Here is a 17,805-nt window from a genome sequence, read left to right as displayed (position 1 = left end):
TTAGTAAACTATTCTTAGCATGTTACTTCATTTCTGAAATAGGAAAGTTATCCATATCCTCATATGTATAATTCTCTCCGGCCATTGCCCAAATAAATGTGTAGTTGCTTGTAGCGGAACCACTATGTATGGACCATGGAGGTGAAATGACAGCTTGTTCATTTTTCATTACAATATGCCTTGTTTCATCGGGTTCCCCCATCATGTGGAACAAAATGGCATCTTCTGCTAAGTCAAAATACATATAAACTTCCACTCTGCGGTCATGAACATGAGGAGGCATGGAGTTCCAGACATTTCCTGGGGCCAATTCAGTCATTCCCATACACAGTTGGCAGCTTTGGATACCTTTTTCATGAATCATTCTGCGAATCGTCCGCTTATTTGCCGTTTCCTGTGATCCCATTTCATCACCTTGCACTTCCTTGAATGCTACGTGTTGAATGGGGTAATTTTTATGTGCTGGAGCAGAGGCTAAATAAAATTTAGCAGGTTCGGAGTCTGAATCACTACTGAAAATCAGCTCTTTACAACCTAATCCTATATACAGACAATCACGATTTTGAAGGGGATATACCTCCCCATCAACTGAGATCCTTCCTGATCCCCCTATATTAAATACACCTAATTCTCTTCGTTGAAGAAAATAATCAGCTTTTATGAAATCATGGCCCTCAAGCTTGACCTCTTTAGAAACAGGTTTGATTCCTCCTATGATGATCCTGTCATCAAGGGAATAGCATAAAGAAACGTCATCATCGAGAAATAAATTTTCCACTAAAAAGTTTTTGCGGATTTCACTTGTATCAAAGTGTTTGGCTTGTGACGGATGAATGGAATAACGTTTTTCCATATGCATATAAATAACCTCCTATTTAGTAAAACGGTTTATCGTGAATATTCAAAATGTTAGCGCTACCAATATTAAAAATATATATAATATTTTCCAAATAGTCAATGATAATAGAAAATTTTAGTAGATTAATCAGTGTGAAAGAAGAAATAAATGATTAAAACTATGTTTTTATGCAAAATAAAAATATGAAGATTAGTGTTGTTAAAAACTGGTTTATATGGTAATCTGACTTTAATAAAAAGAAAGCGCTTTCTTACGGTTTTGGTTTACTAAACCGTAATACACCTTTTTCAGGGGGAATTAGGAATGAAAGAATTAGATGTGATCACTTTTGGGGAACCGATGACCATGTTCTATGCAAATGAAGCAGAACCTTTACACGAAGTTAAATCCTTTTCCCGAGCGATTGCGGGAGCCGAATCAAACGTAGCTTGCGGATTGGCGCGTCTTGATTTAGATGTTGCTTATATGACGAAACTTGGCAACGACAGTTTCGGTAAGTTCATCATCGGAGAATTGAATAAAGAAAAAGTCGACACGACAGGTATCCGTTTTACAAGTAATCACCCAACAGGAATGCTAATCAAATCTAAAGTGCTGGATGGAGACCCAGAAGTGGAATATTTCAGAAAAAATTCAGCAGCTTCTACTCTGGAAATTGACGACTTCTCGGAAGAATATTTTCTGCAGGCTAAACATCTGCATGCAACAGGTATCCCATCCGCATTATCTGAAAGCTGCCATGAATTTACCGTTGCTGCCATGAAATTTATGAGGAATCAAGGAAAAACCGTTTCATTTGATCCAAATTTACGGCCTAACCTATGGCCGGATAAACAAAAAATGGTGGATTGCATTAATCAGCTAGCTTACATTTGTGATTTCTTTCTTCCAGGCATGTCTGAAGCGGAAGTTTTAACAGGACTCCAAACACCTGAGGAGGTGGCCGAATTTTATTTGAACAAAGGAGTTAAAATGATCGTCATCAAGCTTGGAGCAGAGGGAGCCTATTATAAAAATGCGAATGAAGAAGGGTATATTAAAGGATTTGTACCCGAAAAAGTCGTTGATACAGTAGGGGCCGGCGATGGTTTTGCCGTCGGGGTGATCAGCGGCTTGCTTGAAGGTATATCCACGATGGAAGCCGTTACTCGGGGTAATGCGATTGGCGCACTGCAAGTCATGTCTCCTGGTGATATGGATGGTATGCCCAGCCGGAAAAAATTACAGGACTTTATTGAAAGCCAGAACAAACTATTAAACGTTGATTGATCGATAACTGCAACCAGTTAACTCCACAACTAGACTTCCAATTACAAATAATCATAAATTTGATAATGAAGTGGAGAGATTGTGATGAGAATAAAAGCCGCAATAGAAAAAATCCCTGGTGGCATGATGGTTGTCCCGTTGTTCATAGGTGCTTTGATACATACTATTTTTCCTGACACAGCAACCTTCTTTGGTGGATTTACAGGTGCGATGCTAACGGGTACCGCATCGATACTAGCCGTCTTTTTCTTTTGTGTCGGAGCTACGATAGATGTTAAGCAATCCGGGTATATTGCAAGAAAAGGATTTACATTGCTTATCGGTAAAGTCGTTTTTGCGGCATTATTAGGATATGGTGCAGCTTTGCTTCTTCCAGAGAATGGGATTCAAACTGGTCTCTTTTCCGGTCTTTCGGTTTTAGTGCTGATAGCGGCTTTTAATGAAACGAACGGTGGTCTTTATACCGCACTCATGACAAAATTGGGCAGAACGGAAGATGCTGCGGCATTCCCGTTCATCAGTATTGAAAGCGGACCGTTCTTCACGATGATCATCCTCGGTGTTGGAGGCCTTGCAACCTTCCCATGGCAAACAATTGTTTCTACATTGATTCCATTTGCAGTCGGGATGATTGTAGGGAATATCGATAAAGAGTGCCGGGAATTCTTTGGACAGGCCGTACCGGTCCTTATCCCGTTCTTCGCATTGGCTCTAGGATTCGGGCTGGATTTTGGCATGATCTTAAAATCCGGATTCATGGGAATTTTAATGGGTGTTGCCGTCGTCTTCCTTTCCGGAGGTGTCTTATATCTGCTGGACCGTTACGTTACTGGCTCCGATGGTGTTGCTGGGGTCGCGGCTTCTTCAACAGCGGGTGCCGCAGTTGCTGTACCTTTCATCATCGCCGAGTTAAACCCGCAATTCGCTCCTGTAGCAGAATCGGCAACAGCGATCATCGCGACAAGTGTATTGGTGACGGCGATCCTGACACCGATGCTGACAATGTGGGTTGCAAAGAAACAGGAGGAAAGAGGCATTCCGCAGCGAAGAGGCATGAAACCAACTATTTTGAAAGATCAAAATGTGGCTTCCATACAAAAAGCGAAGTAAAACAAATGAAATGTAAGCGTTATCCAAAAAGCAACTGGGGTTATTATCCCGGCTGCTTTTTTGTGATGCATGCACATTGGTGTTAAAATTAGGAAATAGTAAAACGGAATGTGTAAACGCGAATTCTTATCAAGGAGGCTTTCATGAGAAAGGTAGAGGTCGTACCATATAAGAAAGAATGGTCCAAGCTATTTCATGATGAATGCCAAAAATTAGAGGATATTTTTGGGCCTGAAATGATGAATGTATACCAAATTGGCAGTACGGCCATCCCGGCAATACATGCCAAGCCTGTAATAGATATTTTGGCAGTGGTGAAAGATGTGGAATGTGTCGCTGACTTTAATAAAGAGATGGAAGGGATGGGGTATGATGCCAGGGGCGAGAACGGAATCGCTGGACGACGTTTTTTTCGTAAAGGCGGGGATGAGAGGACGCACCATATTCACATGTTCCAAAAAGGACATGAAGAAATTGGCCGACACCTCGCTTTTCGGGATTATTTGCTATCACACCCTGATGAAGCACAAAAATATAGTAGGCTGAAGCAGCGCTTGGCAGCGGAATTCCCAGATGATATTAAAGGATATGTTAACGGGAAAAATGATTTTATCAAAAAGGTTGATGAAAAAGCGAAACATTGGGCGAAGCGTGGTGATCATCATGTTAATGAAGTGGATTAAATGCCAAGTGAATGAGGAAAACAAGCGTTCATTTTCAAAAGCACAAGAGGGATGGGTAGAATTGCGTCATTGTGCTGGTTTCATGGGTCAAATCGGAGGGTGGAATAGATATGAACCCTTTGAAGCAGGCATTCTCTCCGTTTGGAAAAATCTCCATGCCTATCAAAGTTTCATGCAGCATCAGCATGATGCAATATTCGGGAAGAGTGACCAGGGAAGTACTTATACAAATATTTCTGTCGATATATTCGAGAGTATTTTCAATATAGGAACAACAGACATTACAGCTTTTTTTGGCAAGGGGAAATTACTGCGAGTGGCTGACTGTTCTGTTGAAAAGGATAAACGAGCCCGTTTTGAGCAGGTGCTAAAAGAAGTAGGGAGCAAGGGCATGCTGTCTGGCGCATTCGGTAGTAAAAGGCAAAACGGCAGATACCTTGTCGCCTCAATATGGGACAGTGAATTTTCACATCAAAGGTATGCGGATAAGGAATTGCCTGCCCTGATAAACGAATCGGGAGTGAACGTTTCAACCCATCGCCTTACAGGAAGTTTAATTGAATTGCATCCAAAGTGGGTGGTCATTTAGAATCAAACATTATCAATCTATCAATTGAGGCTATGGCGTCTTGAATTTGAACGTTAAGGACATATCAGAACTCTAAATATATTCTACAGAAGGTGATTACAAATGAAACTAGATTATGATTCACAGTACATCAGGGGCATCTACCTGAATAGAGATCGAATATCTTCGTATGACCATTTCCCTCTTGATCTGCCGGTTATCAAGCACCTTCAGGAAGTTGCTTTTCATCCCAGTGTTACCTATGTCATCGGGGAAAATGGAATGGGGAAGTCCACCTTGCTTGAAGGTATTGCGATTGCGTATGGCTTCAATCCGGAAGGCGGAACGTTAAATTTCAATTTCTCCAATTATGATTCACATTCCAATTTGGACGAATACCTCCGTTTGAAAAAAGGCGTATACAAACCGAAGGATCATTTTTTCTTTAGGGCGGAAACCTTTTATAATTTAGCTACGAATATAGAGGAATTGGACAGGGAGTCATCGTTTGGGTCGAAAATCATCGATTCCTTCGGTGGAAAATCGCTACACCAGCAATCTCATGGGGAATCGTTCTTTTCTGCTTTTGTAGAACGATTTCAAGGCGATGGATTGTATATCCTCGATGAGCCTGAAGCTGCTTTGTCGCCATTGAGACAAATATCGATGCTGGCCAGGATAAATGAGCTTGTTCAACAAGGTTCCCAATTCATCATTTCCACCCATTCCCCGATCATCATGGCCTACCCGGATGCTAAAATCCTCCAAATTTCAGATGAGGGAATGAGTGAGGTGACATTAGAGGAGTCCAATCACTATTTGTTAATGAAACAGTTTTTTGAAGATAAAGATCGGCTTCTTCATCATCTATTTCAATGAGATTTTAGCATCTCCATGAAAAGCAACTAAGGAAAACCCCGTCTGCACTGCACATACGGGGTTTTCATTTTTTTGGAATTCCTTGTTGACAGCTTAGGTGTATTACGGGTATAGTACATCTATAAGGTGTATGAACCACTTAGTACATACACGTATATCAGGCTTTTTTTAATAAATAGGGGGTGGTTTTAATGAACGTAAATACCCGGGAACCGGTATATCTGCAAGTCGTTAGGCATTTTAAAGAACAAATAGCCATTGGTAATTTCGTGGCTGGGCAGGAAATTCCCTCTCGAAGAGAACTGGCGGCTTCACTTAATATAAATCCCAATACCGCTCAAAAAGCGTATAAAGAAATGGAGGAACAGGGCTTGATTCATACAGAACGAAATTTCCCCAGTCAAATCACGACGAATGAAACGATTTTACAGGCTGTAAGGCAGGAACTGATTTTGGCAGCCGTCGATACGTTTGTCGATGCGATTCGTCCGATTAATGTACCGGTTGATGAACTGCTTCGTGTGGTTAAAGAAAAATACTCGGAAGAAATAAGGGAGGAGGAAGAACAATGATTGAAGTAAAAAAGATCTCCAAGAATTATGGCCGGAAAAAGATCTTGGATGATGTTTCATTTACAGCCAATAAAGGGGAAGTCACTTGTCTGATCGGGATAAATGGTGTCGGTAAAACGACTACACTCAAAGCGATCATGGGATTGACGCCATATAAAGGTGAAATCCTGATCGATGATCAAAAGATGACAAAGGACAGTTATGAAAAAATCACCTTCATACCGGACGCACCAACCATGCTTCCGCAAATGACCATTAAACAGGCCATGGTTTTCATGTCGGATTTCTATACGTCCTGGAATCCGGAAAGAGCTAACCAGCTAATGGGGTTTTTCAAGCTTAAAGAGGAGAATCGCATTTCGGAATTGTCAAAAGGGAATACAGCTAAGCTCAACCTGATGCTTGGTTTGTCCCTTGACGTCGATTATGTACTGATGGACGAACCATTTTCGGGAATCGATATGTTTAGCCGCGAGCAAATTGCCGATGTCTTTGCGAGCCACCTGATTGAGGATAGAGGAGTCATCATCACGACCCATGAAATCGGTGATATTGAACATTTGATAGATAAGGTCATTTTATTGGATAACGGTTCGGTGCTTAAAGAGTTCAATACAGAAGAAATGCGGGAAGAGGAAGGGAAATCGGTAGTCGATGTAATGAGAGAGGTGTATCAATCATGATGCGATATTTAAAATTAGTGAACTTTGAAATCAACCGTTTCAGTAAAATCTATCTTAGCTTAATGTTGATCACCTTGGTTTCACAATTTGCCGGAGTGATCATCGTAACGAAAAGCCTTCTTAAAGATGCCAGGGATATCATGAAAGAAGAAAGACTATCTGAAGCAGCTTATATTACCAATTATGGAGGCATTGATTTTAGCCATATCGCCCATGCCCTCTTGTTTGTAGGACCGATAGCGCTGAGTGCGGTTGCCCTTATTTTTTACATTTTCCTTATTTGGTATCGTGATTGGTTTGGAAAGAATACGTTCATTTATCGTCTATTGATGTTACCAACATCCAGATTATCGATCTACCTTTCAAAAGCTACGGCCATCTTCCTGATGGTATTAGGGTTGATTGCTTTCCAAATCATCATTTTACCAATGGAAAATGCCCTATTTAATTCAAATGTGCCACAAGCGCTCTTGAATGAAATGTCAACTTACAGCATTACGAAACTCATTCCGATTTTGTCATTGATCATCCCAAGCACGTTCACGCAATTCCTGCTTTCCTATGGCATAGGACTTATGATCATGTCGATATTATTCACGGCGATCATGTTTGAAAGAAGTTTCCGCATAAAAGGAATCATAATGGGCTTGTTATATTGCGGAATCGCTGCGGTGTTGTTTTTAGCCCCAGTTTTAATGGAAATCGGGAATTTCTATTTCTATCCTAATGAATTATTTGGCCTGATGCTCGCAATAGGGATCATTTTGACAGGATTATCGGTTTGGCTTGGTGCTTGGTTATTGAAAAATCGCGTTACCGTATAACAACTTTAAAGGAGAGTGAACAAGGTGAAACGTTATTTATGCAGCATCATTATTGGAATGGTTGTCATCTTAAGCATCGGGACCTATTATGTCAAAGTAGCTTCCTCCGCTTCCAGCCTTCCAAAGTATACGTTCAAGACACTGGAAGGCAGCGATAAAGAGCTTGATCCGGTGATCATACATGCTACGCTTCAAAATGGCAGTACATTTTATGAACCATTAACAATTGAATCCAATACAACGACATATGCCAGCGAAAGGTCTTACTTGGAGAACTTAACTGGAAGACAAGATCATATAATTGAAAGATTGGTAAAAGAACATCGTTCATTTATGCGTGGCAAGGATTACATTAGTTCTTTATATGAAGACGATGATTTTCTCGCTTACGCTTGGGTGAATAGCAAATATACAAAGAGCGGGAATATGGAAGCAAAGTTTGATATCGGTTTACTGGAGAAGAAGGACGAAGAGGAAACTTCATTCCAAATTGAACTTCCGAATCAAGGGAGAATCATGAATGCTGATGTCAGGGATGTGCAGTTGGTCCATTCAAAACTACAGGTTTTAACGATGAATGATGTGAATTCCAACAATGAGAAGCAGACAAAAGAGGTTCATCTGTATACGATCGATGTAGCCAATAAAAAAGTCTTGAGCGATAAAACCCTTGTATCTGAAACCTTTACTGACCCAGAACAAGTTGATTTTCAGATGCCAATCGATCTTGCTCCCTCCCAGCCAAACAACATGGTATTCATTTCGTTAATTAAAGGGGTAAATCATGAGGATGGCTTTAAGGAAAAACTAAAGGAAAGCAAGCTTTTATCTTATAATTATGAAACGGAAAAAGTAGAAACGGTTAAAAAAGAATCACTTAGCCTGGACATGGCTAGATCAGGATATACAGACGGAAAAAACCTTTATGTAGTTGACATGAAATCAGGTAAATACCGCATTAAAACGTTTGACCTCAGCAGTCAAACGTTAACGAATGACACGGAGCTGGATATAGCTGCTAATAAAATGGAACAATACTTCGCTGCCATTAAGAACGGGCGTGTGTACTTCCTATTGAACGGAATGAATCAGGATGGCTTATTAACATACAAACCTGCCAAACTTCTGATTGCAGATATAAAGACTGGAAAGACTTTATATAAAGGTGAAACAATCATAAATAAAAAGAACAGCAAAAGTTTTGAACTTTATATCGATGACCTGGAAATAAAATAAGGACCTAATATAGCTAGAAGCTGTTTCAAAAAGCTTTAAAATAAAAAGGGATATCCCCCAATGGGATATCCCTTTTTATTTTAAATGGAAGCCAAGTTCGTTCTGGCTGTACGTTCCTTTTTGCCGTGCAAGAAGTAGTAAAGGACGGAGGTTGCGATGACCAAAACGCCCAAGATGACATAAAGTGTGCTGTAACCTGTTACCGGAATGATGAATCCCAGAATATAAGGGCCGAATCCAAGTCCTGCATCAAGCATGATAAAGAAGGTGGACGTTGCCATCCCCATTCGGTGAGGCGGTGTCAGTTTAACGGCAATCGCCTGCGAGCTGGATTGCATATTACCGAATCCAAGGCCAATGAGGAAACCGGCTGCCAATAAAGTGAAACTATTGGTTGTCATACTTAGAAGGAGCAATCCGATTCCGAAAATAATGAAAGCCGGATACATAATGAAGTTCGATCCTTTCCGGTCCATCAATGGTCCTGAAAAAGGACGTGATAACAATACGGCTACTGCGTAAACTACAAAGAAGAAGCTTGCCGTATTGACCAGATCGATTTCAATGGCATAAAAACTGATGAAAGAAAGGACACTGGAATAACAGAATGCCAATAACAAAGTGATGATTGAGATGGGCAGTGCCTTAGGTTCAATGAAATTGGAAAGCTTGAATCCTTTGCTTTCCGTAACTTTTGCCGTCACTTTCAATGCCGGGACATACAAGAAGAATGCTGTAATCAGGCTGATTACCCCTAAAGCCAGGCAGAAACTGAAAATGACTTGGAAGCTTGTATGTTGAGCCATATACAGACCGATGAAAGGACCGATTGCCGTCGCAAGCGTTGCACTCATGCTGTAATAGCCGATGCCTTCTCCCTTTCGAGTTGCCGGGATGATCTGGGCGACGATCGTGCCTGTCGCAGTACTCGCCATCCCCATCGCCATCCCATGGATCAGGCGGTTAACAAGCAGGAAGCCAATTCCAAGGTCCACAAAATATAGAAGTGTTGTCAAAGTGAAAAAGATCAAGCCTATGAATAATGTTTTCTTACGGCCGATTGAATCAATGAAACGGCCGATGAACAGACGTCCGATTAACGTCCCGATAATAAAAATACCCGATATGAGTCCGGCTTCACTTGTAGAAGCATCCAATTCATTAACAGCATAGATGGCAAGTGTCACCATCAGTAAATAAAAGATTAATGTGATGAAAAAATTGATGGACGAAACGATGACAAAGTCCTTCGTCCACAGTCTGGCTCTGGATTGATCCATTTTATTATCTCCTTACTTTATAATGTTATTTCTTATTTCGCCCATGATGCGTATGGCTGCAAGTTGTTCCTCTTCAGTGATTCCTTGCAAGATATCCTGTTCATATTGATCGATTGTCACGCGGACTTCACTGTAAATTTTTTTGCCAAGCTCCGTAAGCCGCATTCTTTTCTCGCGTCTATCTTTGCTTGGCACATGCTCGACATACCCCAGCTCTTCCAAGCGGCTAATGGTCCTCGTAATCGTTGGTTTTTCCACACTTTGATAATTGGCAAGCTCTACAAGCGTCGCCGAACCATTATTGATTAAGAAATGTAAAATGGACCATTGCGCCCTGTGTAAATCATGCTTATTCAGCTGGATATTAAGATTATTTTCAAACGGCCGGTACAGCAGTAATAATTGCTGAAAGAATTTTTGGAAAGTCTTTATCAGAAACACCTCTTATCAATATATAGTTACCGTGAGTAATTGTTACCCTGAGTAACTATAATACCAAAACAAATCCATTCTGTCCACTCGGATATGTATTGTTTAGTTAAATCAGGTTTTTAGTTAAAATGAATGGGAATATAGGAATAGGAGATGATGTGAAGCATGAATAAATCTATGATCGCGTTAATTGCCACAGTAACAATGCTAACTGCTTGCAATAATGACAAAGCGGATGAAAACGGGGAAAAATCTGTCCAAACAACAGATGAAAATCAAACCCAAACTGAAAATGAACAACAAAAACAACCTTCGCAAACAGAAACTCAAACAAGTCATAAACATGAGAAGTGGTCTTCTTTGCCCGAATATGACAAAATCATCGAGCAAATCGGCAACGAAGACTATACTTTCATTAAGGAAACGGATAACGATGGTAAACGAGTATTCCTTATTGAATTGAACGGTGAAAAACAATATAAAACCGTTTTCGTCAAAAATACCAATCGCCTGAAAATTATCAAAATAAATGGCGGCGGAGAGGTTTACGACGGAATCTTAAAATAAGTGGACCTGCGTAAGTGTTGGTTTTGATAAAGGGGTCGGGGGGAAAGGGCTGTAAACCTTTAAGGTTATCGCATTCCCTATCATAGAGGGCGAGCGAGTGGGTCTGCTGCTTCCCGGCATCATGTTGATGAGATCACTAGAAAGTTAATGGGCAGAGGATTTGCCATCCTTTATGCCGACAAACATTAATTGCCGGTGGGAAGGATCATTATGCTGTATATTTCGAAGATCCCGATCGGAGGAAGAACGAACTCACGGCCCCTTAATCATACGCAATAGTTGGCATAGCTATAATGGCCGTTATGTCCATCTTTCCCTTTCTCTGGTTCGGGTTCTGGGCCAAGTGAAAAGGCCTCGATCAATATAAATGCACCGAAAACTTGGGTCCAGCTGCCTAGTAAAAGAATTTGTTCTCCCATCCGTCGTTTTTCGTTCAAAATGAAGATATTTCCGACCGATTCCAAAAAAGAACCGGCTGCAATGAGTCCATTTCCCTTGATCTCAAAAGAGCGTGAAATGGACTCCTCCGTCAATGATGCCCCGAATGCTTCAAATGCGGCACCTAGTCCTTGGATTCCACTGCCAAGTGCATCGGTTCTGGTGCCCTCTTCCTCTGAACCACTCAACTGCATATCTATTCCAACTGCATTTGCGATATTGCCAATAGCCTCAAGCCAAGCACCGAATATGAAATAGGTTTCCGATCGTTCATTATCCGAGTTCAGCATTTTCGAACGGCCGATTGCTTGCAGCGAATTTCCAACGGCCTCAATGCCATTCCCTTTGAGGACAAGATCTTTTCCGAGGTTAGTCCCCGTTAAAGTTTGCCGGGTTTGCCCGATTGCACCTACAAGTGTGCCGATGCCAAGTAACCATGCTCCTGAAATAAGGAGGTCATCTCCATGAGTGATCATATCTCAAACGCTCCTTAAAAGTGGTTAGATTATATTATTCAGGAAACAGTGTTTGTTTACATATTGCTTTAACACCATAAGTTCGGGTTGAAAATTAACCATTTATTGGTATAATGACAGCTGGAGGAGATGATATTGACATTTAGAAATTTTTTACAAATGATTATCACTGCACTTTTCTTTATCGTTTTTATGTTTTGTACCTGGTACGAAGGCAGTGAAATCCTGGATAGACCTTGGGAATGGAAGTATTCCACCCATTTCACACAAGTTAATGATGATCAGAGGATGGAAGCAGATGATATTTCGAGTTTTGATTATTTCGTGTATGCCGCAAAATTCAAGCCGCTATTTCCACTTCTTATGGTCTTAGCCGCATCGTACTTTATCATACTTACGGGATATATCCTATTCAAAAGAAGGATTAAAAAAATGGCTCTATTCTTCTTTGGATTGGGTATCCTTTTTCTGCTTTCAAGTGGTTTTGTATCCAATTCCCCGACTGTTGGAGGAAATATCTTTCAAGCACTTTTTCTGATAGGCGGAATGATAGCCATATTTAGAGGAGTTCTATATTATTTCCGGATGCCAAGAGGATTCAATACGTTCATGAAGTAAGCAAGGCTGCCAATGAGGCAGCTTTTTTGTGGAAAGATGACACAAAATAACGAAAAATAATAGTCATTTCCGCGAAATTCTTAGATTGAACTTCACTGAAATGTAGTTTATAGTTAAGTCGAAATTTAGTAGACCAGTTGCTATATTACCGGCGATGAACCCTTATCGGTTGGATATAGGGTTATCCAGTGATTGAAGAATAAAGCGAAAAGGTGATAATATGTCAGGCAAAATAAAAATTGAACAGCCAAAGATTCCCCATGACTTACCCCAAGCGAACTTTCAGGAAATATATTATCAAGATGAGCCTTATCTTGAGTCCTGTATCATAACTAATTGCACGATCGATAGAGAAAATATGGAAAAAATCGTATTATCACAGATTGTTTTTAAAAATGTGACATTCAGCGATGTATCATTCAGGAATATTGAGCTGACGGATGTCATTTTTGATCATTGCGATTTGACGAATGCCGATTTCATGGGCGGCTCGATTCATCGGGTGGAATTCAAAGAGTCCAAACTTTTAGGCATTAACCTGTCTGACGCAAGTTTAGGGAATGTCTCATTTGAGAATTGCAACCTTAATTTAAGTGCTTTTGGTTATTCCAGTTTAAAGCAAGTTAAGTTCGATCATTGCTCATTGGAAAGTGCTGATTATTATGAATGTAAATTCATTAAAGTGAAGTTCGAAACATGCAGATTAAATGAAGTGAACTTTTCCCGGACACCGCTCAAAGGAATTGATATTAGCAGTTCTACATTTCAAAGGCTTACCGTATCACCAGAGGATTTAAAGGGATGCGAAGTTTCCCCGGACCAAGCTATAGTCTTTGCAGCCATGCTTGGACTGAAAATTAAAGAGTGAACCTTTTTAAGATGTAAATTGAGCTAATGGAGAGTAAACTGCGAGATCTTCAATGAAGCTGAAGCGAGGACCACCGATTTGGTGGTCCTTTTTGAGTTGGCTTGTCGCTAATCCATTGGATATTTGTGGTAAAAACAGGGAGAGTGAATAGAATTATATAGATTTTGAATAGTACGGAATGTTTGCATAAATGCAGGATATCTTTACAATATTTGTTAAGTGGAGGGGGATTGAGCGTTGATTATCAATAAGGTCACTTTGTACAGTCATGTCTGGGATGAAATGCGGAGTTTTTATGTTGATGTGTTAGGATTTGAGTTATTATCGCAAACTGATGATGATTTTGTAATAAAGGCAGGGGAAAGTGTGCTTGAAATTAAAAAATATCATCACAAAGGAAAGCCTTTTTACCATTTTGCCATGAACATACCGACCAATTTATTTACTTCAGCAAAAGCATGGGCGAAATCAAAAGTGAAATTGACTAGAGAAGATGATGATGACGAAGTTTATTTCAGCTTTTCAGACGCACATTCTTTTTATTTTTTAGACCCTTCAGGCAACATTGTCGAGTTCATATCGAGATATTCCGTATCACCCGAATCCGAGGCTGAGTCTTTTTCAGCACAAAACGTCCTGTGCATCAGTGAAATAAACATTACGACAGATGAAGTCAGGGCTTTGGGAAATCAGTTGATCAGTAATGGTGTACCTGTAAGGAAGGGTGAGGCAATAAGTGAAGATGGATTGAATTTCATGGGGGAACATGAAGCAGGTTCATTTTTACTTTTAGGTCCAAGGAAACGGCGTTGGATTTTCTCGGATAAAAAGTCGGAAACCTTTCCGCTTTCGCTAGTCATAAATCAGCAACTGGATATTTCATTGGATGGCAAAGGATTTATGAAATTAAAACCAGTCAAGAATAATCAGCCAAATAGTTGAAAGAATTGCTGTTAAGATAACGGAGGTTAGGCATTACCCCTATATATCTTTGGCTCATTAAGTTTAACTATAGCATTGAACGAGACTTTAAAATAACATGTATCAAATGTTTCCCCACTTTTAGCCTCAGAAATATGATCTAGGAACAGTACATAGAATAGTATAGAAATACTGCGGCTAAAATACTGCGGCTAATGCTGGACATGGAGGGGATGAATTTATATGAGTACCAGAATAATCCGGCAGCTGATAAGGTCAAGGCAACAGGAATTAGTCGAACTTGCTGCTTCATTTATTCGAATTCCATCTGAAAACCCATCGCCCGAGTTTAAGAAGCGGTCAGCAGAAATGGGACGCCATATTAGCCGATACCTAGCAGCAAAAGGGTTCTTGATTACCGAGCACCGCCGTAGCGAAAATTCGTTGGTTACCGTGGTCTGTGATGCTCCCTTAACCAGGGTACCTGGTCCACGGCTCCTATTTTGTGGACATACAGATGTCGTACCTGCTGGCGATTGTTCACATTGGACCTTCGATCCTTTCTCTGGAGAAGTCAGAGCGGGTATGCTTTTGGGTAGGGGAGCCTCCGATATGAAAGGAGGCTTGGCATCACTGGTTTTTGTGGCTGGGCTACTTCAGGAGTTCGCCCCTGCTCTTAATTTGAAAGGTAGCCTAGGAGTTATTGCCTCTCCGGATGAAGAGACTGGCGGCATTGAGGTGGCCTCGCTCCTGGAACAAGGATTGATTAAAGGTGATGCTTGTCTGATTGGTGAACCAACGGACCCCCACCATCCGAATGCCGGCGAAAAGGGCAAGGCATGGATGCAGGTGTTCATACCAGGTCAGGCAGATCATGGCAGCCTACAACCGCTTTATGGAATCTCCGCCATACGAAGAGGGGCAGCCGCGGTCGAAGCACTAACCAAGCTATGGGAGCTCAAGGCAACGCCTCCGGCAGAGCCTTGTCAACTTTTGTACAATACTGAGTGGCTCCTATCTCAGTATCCAGGAAATCCCTTATTGTCACAGTTACTTTATCGTCCCTCTTACAATCCAGGTGTAATCCAGGGCGGAACAAATGTGAACGTCGTCGCAGACAAGTGTATCATTAAAGTGGATACCCGGGTTCCATTCGGTATGAAGTCCGAGTTTGTACTTGATGTCGCTAGGAATCTTGTTAGTGCTGTAGCGCCAGGTGCGATTGTAGAGCCTATAGTACCCTGTACTAACCCGAACTGGACCTTAGAGAATCGTCCAATTGTAAGGGCCATAGAACTGGGAATTCAGCGTGTCCTTGGAATGGAGGAACCCGTCTTCAGCTTACTTTTGCTTGGTTCAAGTGATGCCAGTCACTTCCGGCGCCATGGCATTGACACCGTCCTTTATGGTCCTGGGCTGGAACAAACTATCCATGGGTACGATGAGCGGGTTTCAGTGGAGAGCTTAGTGGAATCTGCCGAGATATATGCTGAGACGGCAGTGAAGTATCTTAGATCATTTTAAACCTATTTTCATTAAACTTTATGCAGGTTAACGATGCAGGGTATACTGCACGTGCTACTGCTAATGTTCTCTTTCAAGGTGTATATGGTGGTGGTTATTGGTGGGATTATTTATATACTCGATGGTATTAATTCTTTAGCTAAACTAAATATTTATAGTGTGTTTTGATCAAACTTTGTTTTACATTTACATGAAGACCAAAAGCTAAAAAAAGCTTGGAGCAGAAAACCGCTTCAGGCTTTTTCAGTTTTGTGGCCAAAGAGGTTCGTAAGTGACACCCCGAACCATGAGGAGCGGACGGGTAGAAAAAAGTGCGATAACGAATGAAAAAACTTAAACAAGACCTGGTTGTACTGCCAAGTCATATTTTCGGAGAAGAAGCGTTGGTGAAAATAGAAGAAACCGGGACGGATGATCAAAGAAGGATGGCAAGACTTCTATTTGAGGGGACTATGGAAAAACAGCAAATGGCAGAATGAATTCAGTATAGTCATGGAACCGCTCTATTTTTATTCATAAGGGGAAAAGTAAGATCTGAAGCGGAAAAAGAGATAATGAGAAAGAAGAAATCGAATTTTAATTTGGAAGCGGCTAATGAAGGGGCCAAATTCTTGAAAACATTTGACTTAGTGGACCAACTGGATCAAATACATTGCCCGACATTAGTGGCAGGAGGCCGTCACGATTGGATCACTCCTGTAGAGGCATCGATTCTCATCGCCGAAAAGATACCTGACAGTGAATTGATCATTTTTGAAAAAAGCTGCCACTATCTTTTCATCGATGAAAATAGGGAATTCATTTCGAGGATTTCTTCTTTCATAAACGAGAGATTTGGACACAAAGAAAAGGTGGCATCGCGCTAAGCATAACCGGGCAAGCGTTAGATAGTTCAGGATAAACCGTTTGTGCTGCGAAGGAATTAATTATATATTAATCCTTGAGTACATTAATACATGGATTAAAGTATGATGATAAGAAAAGCCCGGAGGAGACGATCATGAAAAATATCAATACAGAACAAGAATACCGTGAACAAATCAACCAAGAGGGACTGACGGTCGGGATTTTTACGACTACATGGTGTCCAGACTGCAAACGTTTAGACATGTTCATCGATGAGATCACTCAAGAACATCAAGACAAACAGTGGTTTACAATCGATCGTGACGAGTTCCCTGAGATTTCTGAAGAGCAAACGGTAATGGGAATTCCATCACTATTAGTATTTAAAAATGGGGAAAAGGTTGCGCACCTGCACAGTGCAAATGCTAAAACTCCAGAAGCGGTCAATGAATTTCTAAAAGACCTATAAAAGACCTTGAAAAGGTGAACCCCTTATTGTGCTGTAATAGGGGGTTCATCTTTTTTTAGAAATTTTTTCTAAAAATGACTTGATTTCTAAGGTGAAACGGGTTTTAATTATAGATACCGAATATCCATTATGGATATATGATATCCACATACATACTAAAAGAGGTGAACTGATTTGCAATTAACAAAAGGGGTAGAGCAAGCTATATGCATCATCGTAATACTCTCTACCCAGGATAAAAATATTCCGCTTTCTTCTAATGAGATCAGCAGGCGATTAGAGGTGTCTCCTTCTTATTTGAAAAAAATCATAAGGAAATTGGTCGTAAAGCAGATAATCACTTCCGTTCCTGGTAATAACGGCGGCCTTACTCTTGCCAAAAGCGTAGATAAGATTAAAAACCTTGAAATAATTGAGGCGATGGAAGGTCCCATTTCGATGTTTCCGGATACAGGACTTATAGAAAAAGCGTTTAAAGATGGAGAGTATGCAGAGAAGGGAATGGATGTCCTCCGTCGGATGTTTTCTCGGGCGGATCAACTTTTAATAGAGTTCTTTTCCAGTCAGACAGTGGCGGATTTGCTTAAAGAAAGCTTTGGCACCACGGACATACCGACTCTTAATTGGAATACCGCGTCATTGAGTGATGTACTGCGTGAAAAGAAAGGTGAAAAGAAGTGAAC

Annotated in this window: 22 protein-coding genes; 18 read left to right on the top strand and 4 right to left on the bottom strand. The window is 40.8% G+C overall.

What is annotated here, in order from left to right; genetic code table 11:
- Nucleotides 1–22: 22 nt before the first annotated feature.
- Complete coding sequence (gene kduI, locus LQ188_RS18985; protein WP_101225031.1) at nt 23–853, bottom strand: 5-dehydro-4-deoxy-D-glucuronate isomerase; 831 nt, start codon at nt 851–853, stop codon at nt 23–25.
- 309 nt (nt 854–1,162) lie between these two features.
- Between kduI and LQ188_RS18980 the strand changes: the two genes are divergently transcribed.
- From LQ188_RS18980 to LQ188_RS18940, 9 genes are all read left to right on the top strand, one after another.
- Nucleotides 1,163–2,128 carry a sugar kinase gene (locus LQ188_RS18980; protein WP_230177804.1) on the top strand — a complete coding sequence of 322 codons (966 nt, stop codon included), beginning with the start codon at nt 1,163–1,165 and terminating at the stop codon, nt 2,126–2,128.
- Between the two features lie 84 nt (nt 2,129–2,212).
- Entirely contained in the window at nt 2,213–3,238 is a 1,026-nt protein-coding gene (locus LQ188_RS18975) for a 2-keto-3-deoxygluconate permease (RefSeq protein ID WP_034310693.1), read from the top strand.
- 143 nt (nt 3,239–3,381) lie between these two features.
- Complete coding sequence (locus tag LQ188_RS18970) at nt 3,382–3,921, top strand: GrpB family protein (protein ID WP_230177803.1); 540 nt, start codon at nt 3,382–3,384, stop codon at nt 3,919–3,921.
- Nucleotides 3,902–4,510 carry a YdbC family protein gene (locus LQ188_RS18965; protein WP_230177801.1) on the top strand — a complete coding sequence of 203 codons (609 nt, stop codon included), beginning with the start codon at nt 3,902–3,904 and terminating at the stop codon, nt 4,508–4,510. Before LQ188_RS18970 ends, LQ188_RS18965 begins: the two co-directional genes overlap by 20 nt.
- Before the next feature lie 102 nt (nt 4,511–4,612).
- Nucleotides 4,613–5,368, top strand: coding sequence for an AAA family ATPase (locus tag LQ188_RS18960; RefSeq protein WP_161922136.1), 756 nt, complete (start codon nt 4,613–4,615; stop codon nt 5,366–5,368).
- Nucleotides 5,369–5,559: 191 nt separating this feature from the next.
- Nucleotides 5,560–5,940 (top strand): GntR family transcriptional regulator, encoded by a 381-nt coding sequence (locus LQ188_RS18955; protein ID WP_048686641.1) that lies wholly within the window; start codon nt 5,560–5,562, stop codon nt 5,938–5,940.
- Nucleotides 5,937–6,623, top strand: a complete 687-nt coding sequence (locus LQ188_RS18950) for an ABC transporter ATP-binding protein (protein ID WP_057279131.1) — start codon at nt 5,937–5,939, stop codon at nt 6,621–6,623. The genes LQ188_RS18955 and LQ188_RS18950 overlap by 4 nt, the downstream gene beginning before the upstream one ends.
- Nucleotides 6,620–7,447 (top strand): hypothetical protein, encoded by an 828-nt coding sequence (locus tag LQ188_RS18945; RefSeq protein WP_101224822.1) that lies wholly within the window; start codon nt 6,620–6,622, stop codon nt 7,445–7,447. The genes LQ188_RS18950 and LQ188_RS18945 overlap by 4 nt, the downstream gene beginning before the upstream one ends.
- A gap of 24 nt (nt 7,448–7,471) precedes the next feature.
- A complete protein-coding gene (locus tag LQ188_RS18940; RefSeq protein ID WP_230177799.1) occupies nt 7,472–8,683 on the top strand; it encodes a hypothetical protein in 1,212 nt (403 codons plus the stop codon).
- Nucleotides 8,684–8,763: 80 nt separating this feature from the next.
- On the opposite strand, the gene LQ188_RS18935 is transcribed toward LQ188_RS18940, so the two are convergent.
- Nucleotides 8,764–9,963 carry an MFS transporter gene (locus LQ188_RS18935; RefSeq protein WP_230177797.1) on the bottom strand — a complete coding sequence of 400 codons (1,200 nt, stop codon included), beginning with the start codon at nt 9,961–9,963 and terminating at the stop codon, nt 8,764–8,766.
- Nucleotides 9,964–9,975: 12 nt separating this feature from the next.
- Entirely contained in the window at nt 9,976–10,395 is a 420-nt protein-coding gene (locus tag LQ188_RS18930) for a MarR family transcriptional regulator (RefSeq protein WP_230177961.1), read from the bottom strand.
- A 165-nt stretch (nt 10,396–10,560) separates the two neighbouring features.
- Here LQ188_RS18930 and LQ188_RS18925 point away from each other — a divergent pair, with 165 nt between their 5' ends.
- Nucleotides 10,561–10,962: a hypothetical protein gene (locus LQ188_RS18925; RefSeq protein WP_230177795.1), complete on the top strand. Its 402-nt coding sequence runs from the start codon at nt 10,561–10,563 to the stop codon at nt 10,960–10,962.
- Nucleotides 10,963–11,228: 266 nt separating this feature from the next.
- Here LQ188_RS18925 and LQ188_RS18920 read toward each other — a convergent pair whose 3' ends face one another.
- On the bottom strand, nt 11,229–11,876 hold the full coding sequence (locus tag LQ188_RS18920) for a hypothetical protein (protein ID WP_101224818.1): 648 nt from the start codon (nt 11,874–11,876) through the stop codon (nt 11,229–11,231).
- 135 nt (nt 11,877–12,011) lie between these two features.
- Here LQ188_RS18920 and LQ188_RS18915 point away from each other — a divergent pair, with 135 nt between their 5' ends.
- From LQ188_RS18915 to LQ188_RS18880, 8 genes are all read left to right on the top strand, one after another.
- Nucleotides 12,012–12,494, top strand: coding sequence for a DUF4306 domain-containing protein (locus LQ188_RS18915; protein ID WP_230177793.1), 483 nt, complete (start codon nt 12,012–12,014; stop codon nt 12,492–12,494).
- 220 nt (nt 12,495–12,714) lie between these two features.
- Entirely contained in the window at nt 12,715–13,362 is a 648-nt protein-coding gene (locus tag LQ188_RS18910) for a pentapeptide repeat-containing protein (RefSeq protein ID WP_101224816.1), read from the top strand.
- A 237-nt stretch (nt 13,363–13,599) separates the two neighbouring features.
- Entirely contained in the window at nt 13,600–14,304 is a 705-nt protein-coding gene (locus tag LQ188_RS18905) for a VOC family protein (RefSeq protein ID WP_101224815.1), read from the top strand.
- Between the two features lie 222 nt (nt 14,305–14,526).
- The gene (locus LQ188_RS18900; RefSeq protein ID WP_101224814.1) at nt 14,527–15,807 is read left to right on the top strand and encodes a M20/M25/M40 family metallo-hydrolase; all 1,281 of its coding nucleotides are present in this window, start codon (nt 14,527–14,529) and stop codon (nt 15,805–15,807) included.
- A gap of 323 nt (nt 15,808–16,130) precedes the next feature.
- On the top strand, nt 16,131–16,286 hold the full coding sequence (locus tag LQ188_RS18895; protein WP_157831119.1) for a hypothetical protein: 156 nt from the start codon (nt 16,131–16,133) through the stop codon (nt 16,284–16,286).
- 75 nt (nt 16,287–16,361) lie between these two features.
- Nucleotides 16,362–16,673, top strand: a complete 312-nt coding sequence (locus LQ188_RS18890; RefSeq protein WP_230177791.1) for an alpha/beta hydrolase — start codon at nt 16,362–16,364, stop codon at nt 16,671–16,673.
- 134 nt (nt 16,674–16,807) lie between these two features.
- On the top strand, nt 16,808–17,122 hold the full coding sequence (locus tag LQ188_RS18885; RefSeq protein ID WP_034310732.1) for a thioredoxin family protein: 315 nt from the start codon (nt 16,808–16,810) through the stop codon (nt 17,120–17,122).
- Between the two features lie 174 nt (nt 17,123–17,296).
- Nucleotides 17,297–17,803 carry an Rrf2 family transcriptional regulator gene (locus tag LQ188_RS18880; protein ID WP_101224812.1) on the top strand — a complete coding sequence of 169 codons (507 nt, stop codon included), beginning with the start codon at nt 17,297–17,299 and terminating at the stop codon, nt 17,801–17,803.
- Nucleotides 17,804–17,805 lie beyond the last annotated feature (2 nt).

This window comes from Peribacillus sp. Bi134, assembly GCF_918698065.1.
Lineage (GTDB): Bacteria > Bacillota > Bacilli > Bacillales > DSM-1321 > Peribacillus.
This window is presented reverse-complemented; position numbering and strand designations above follow the sequence as displayed.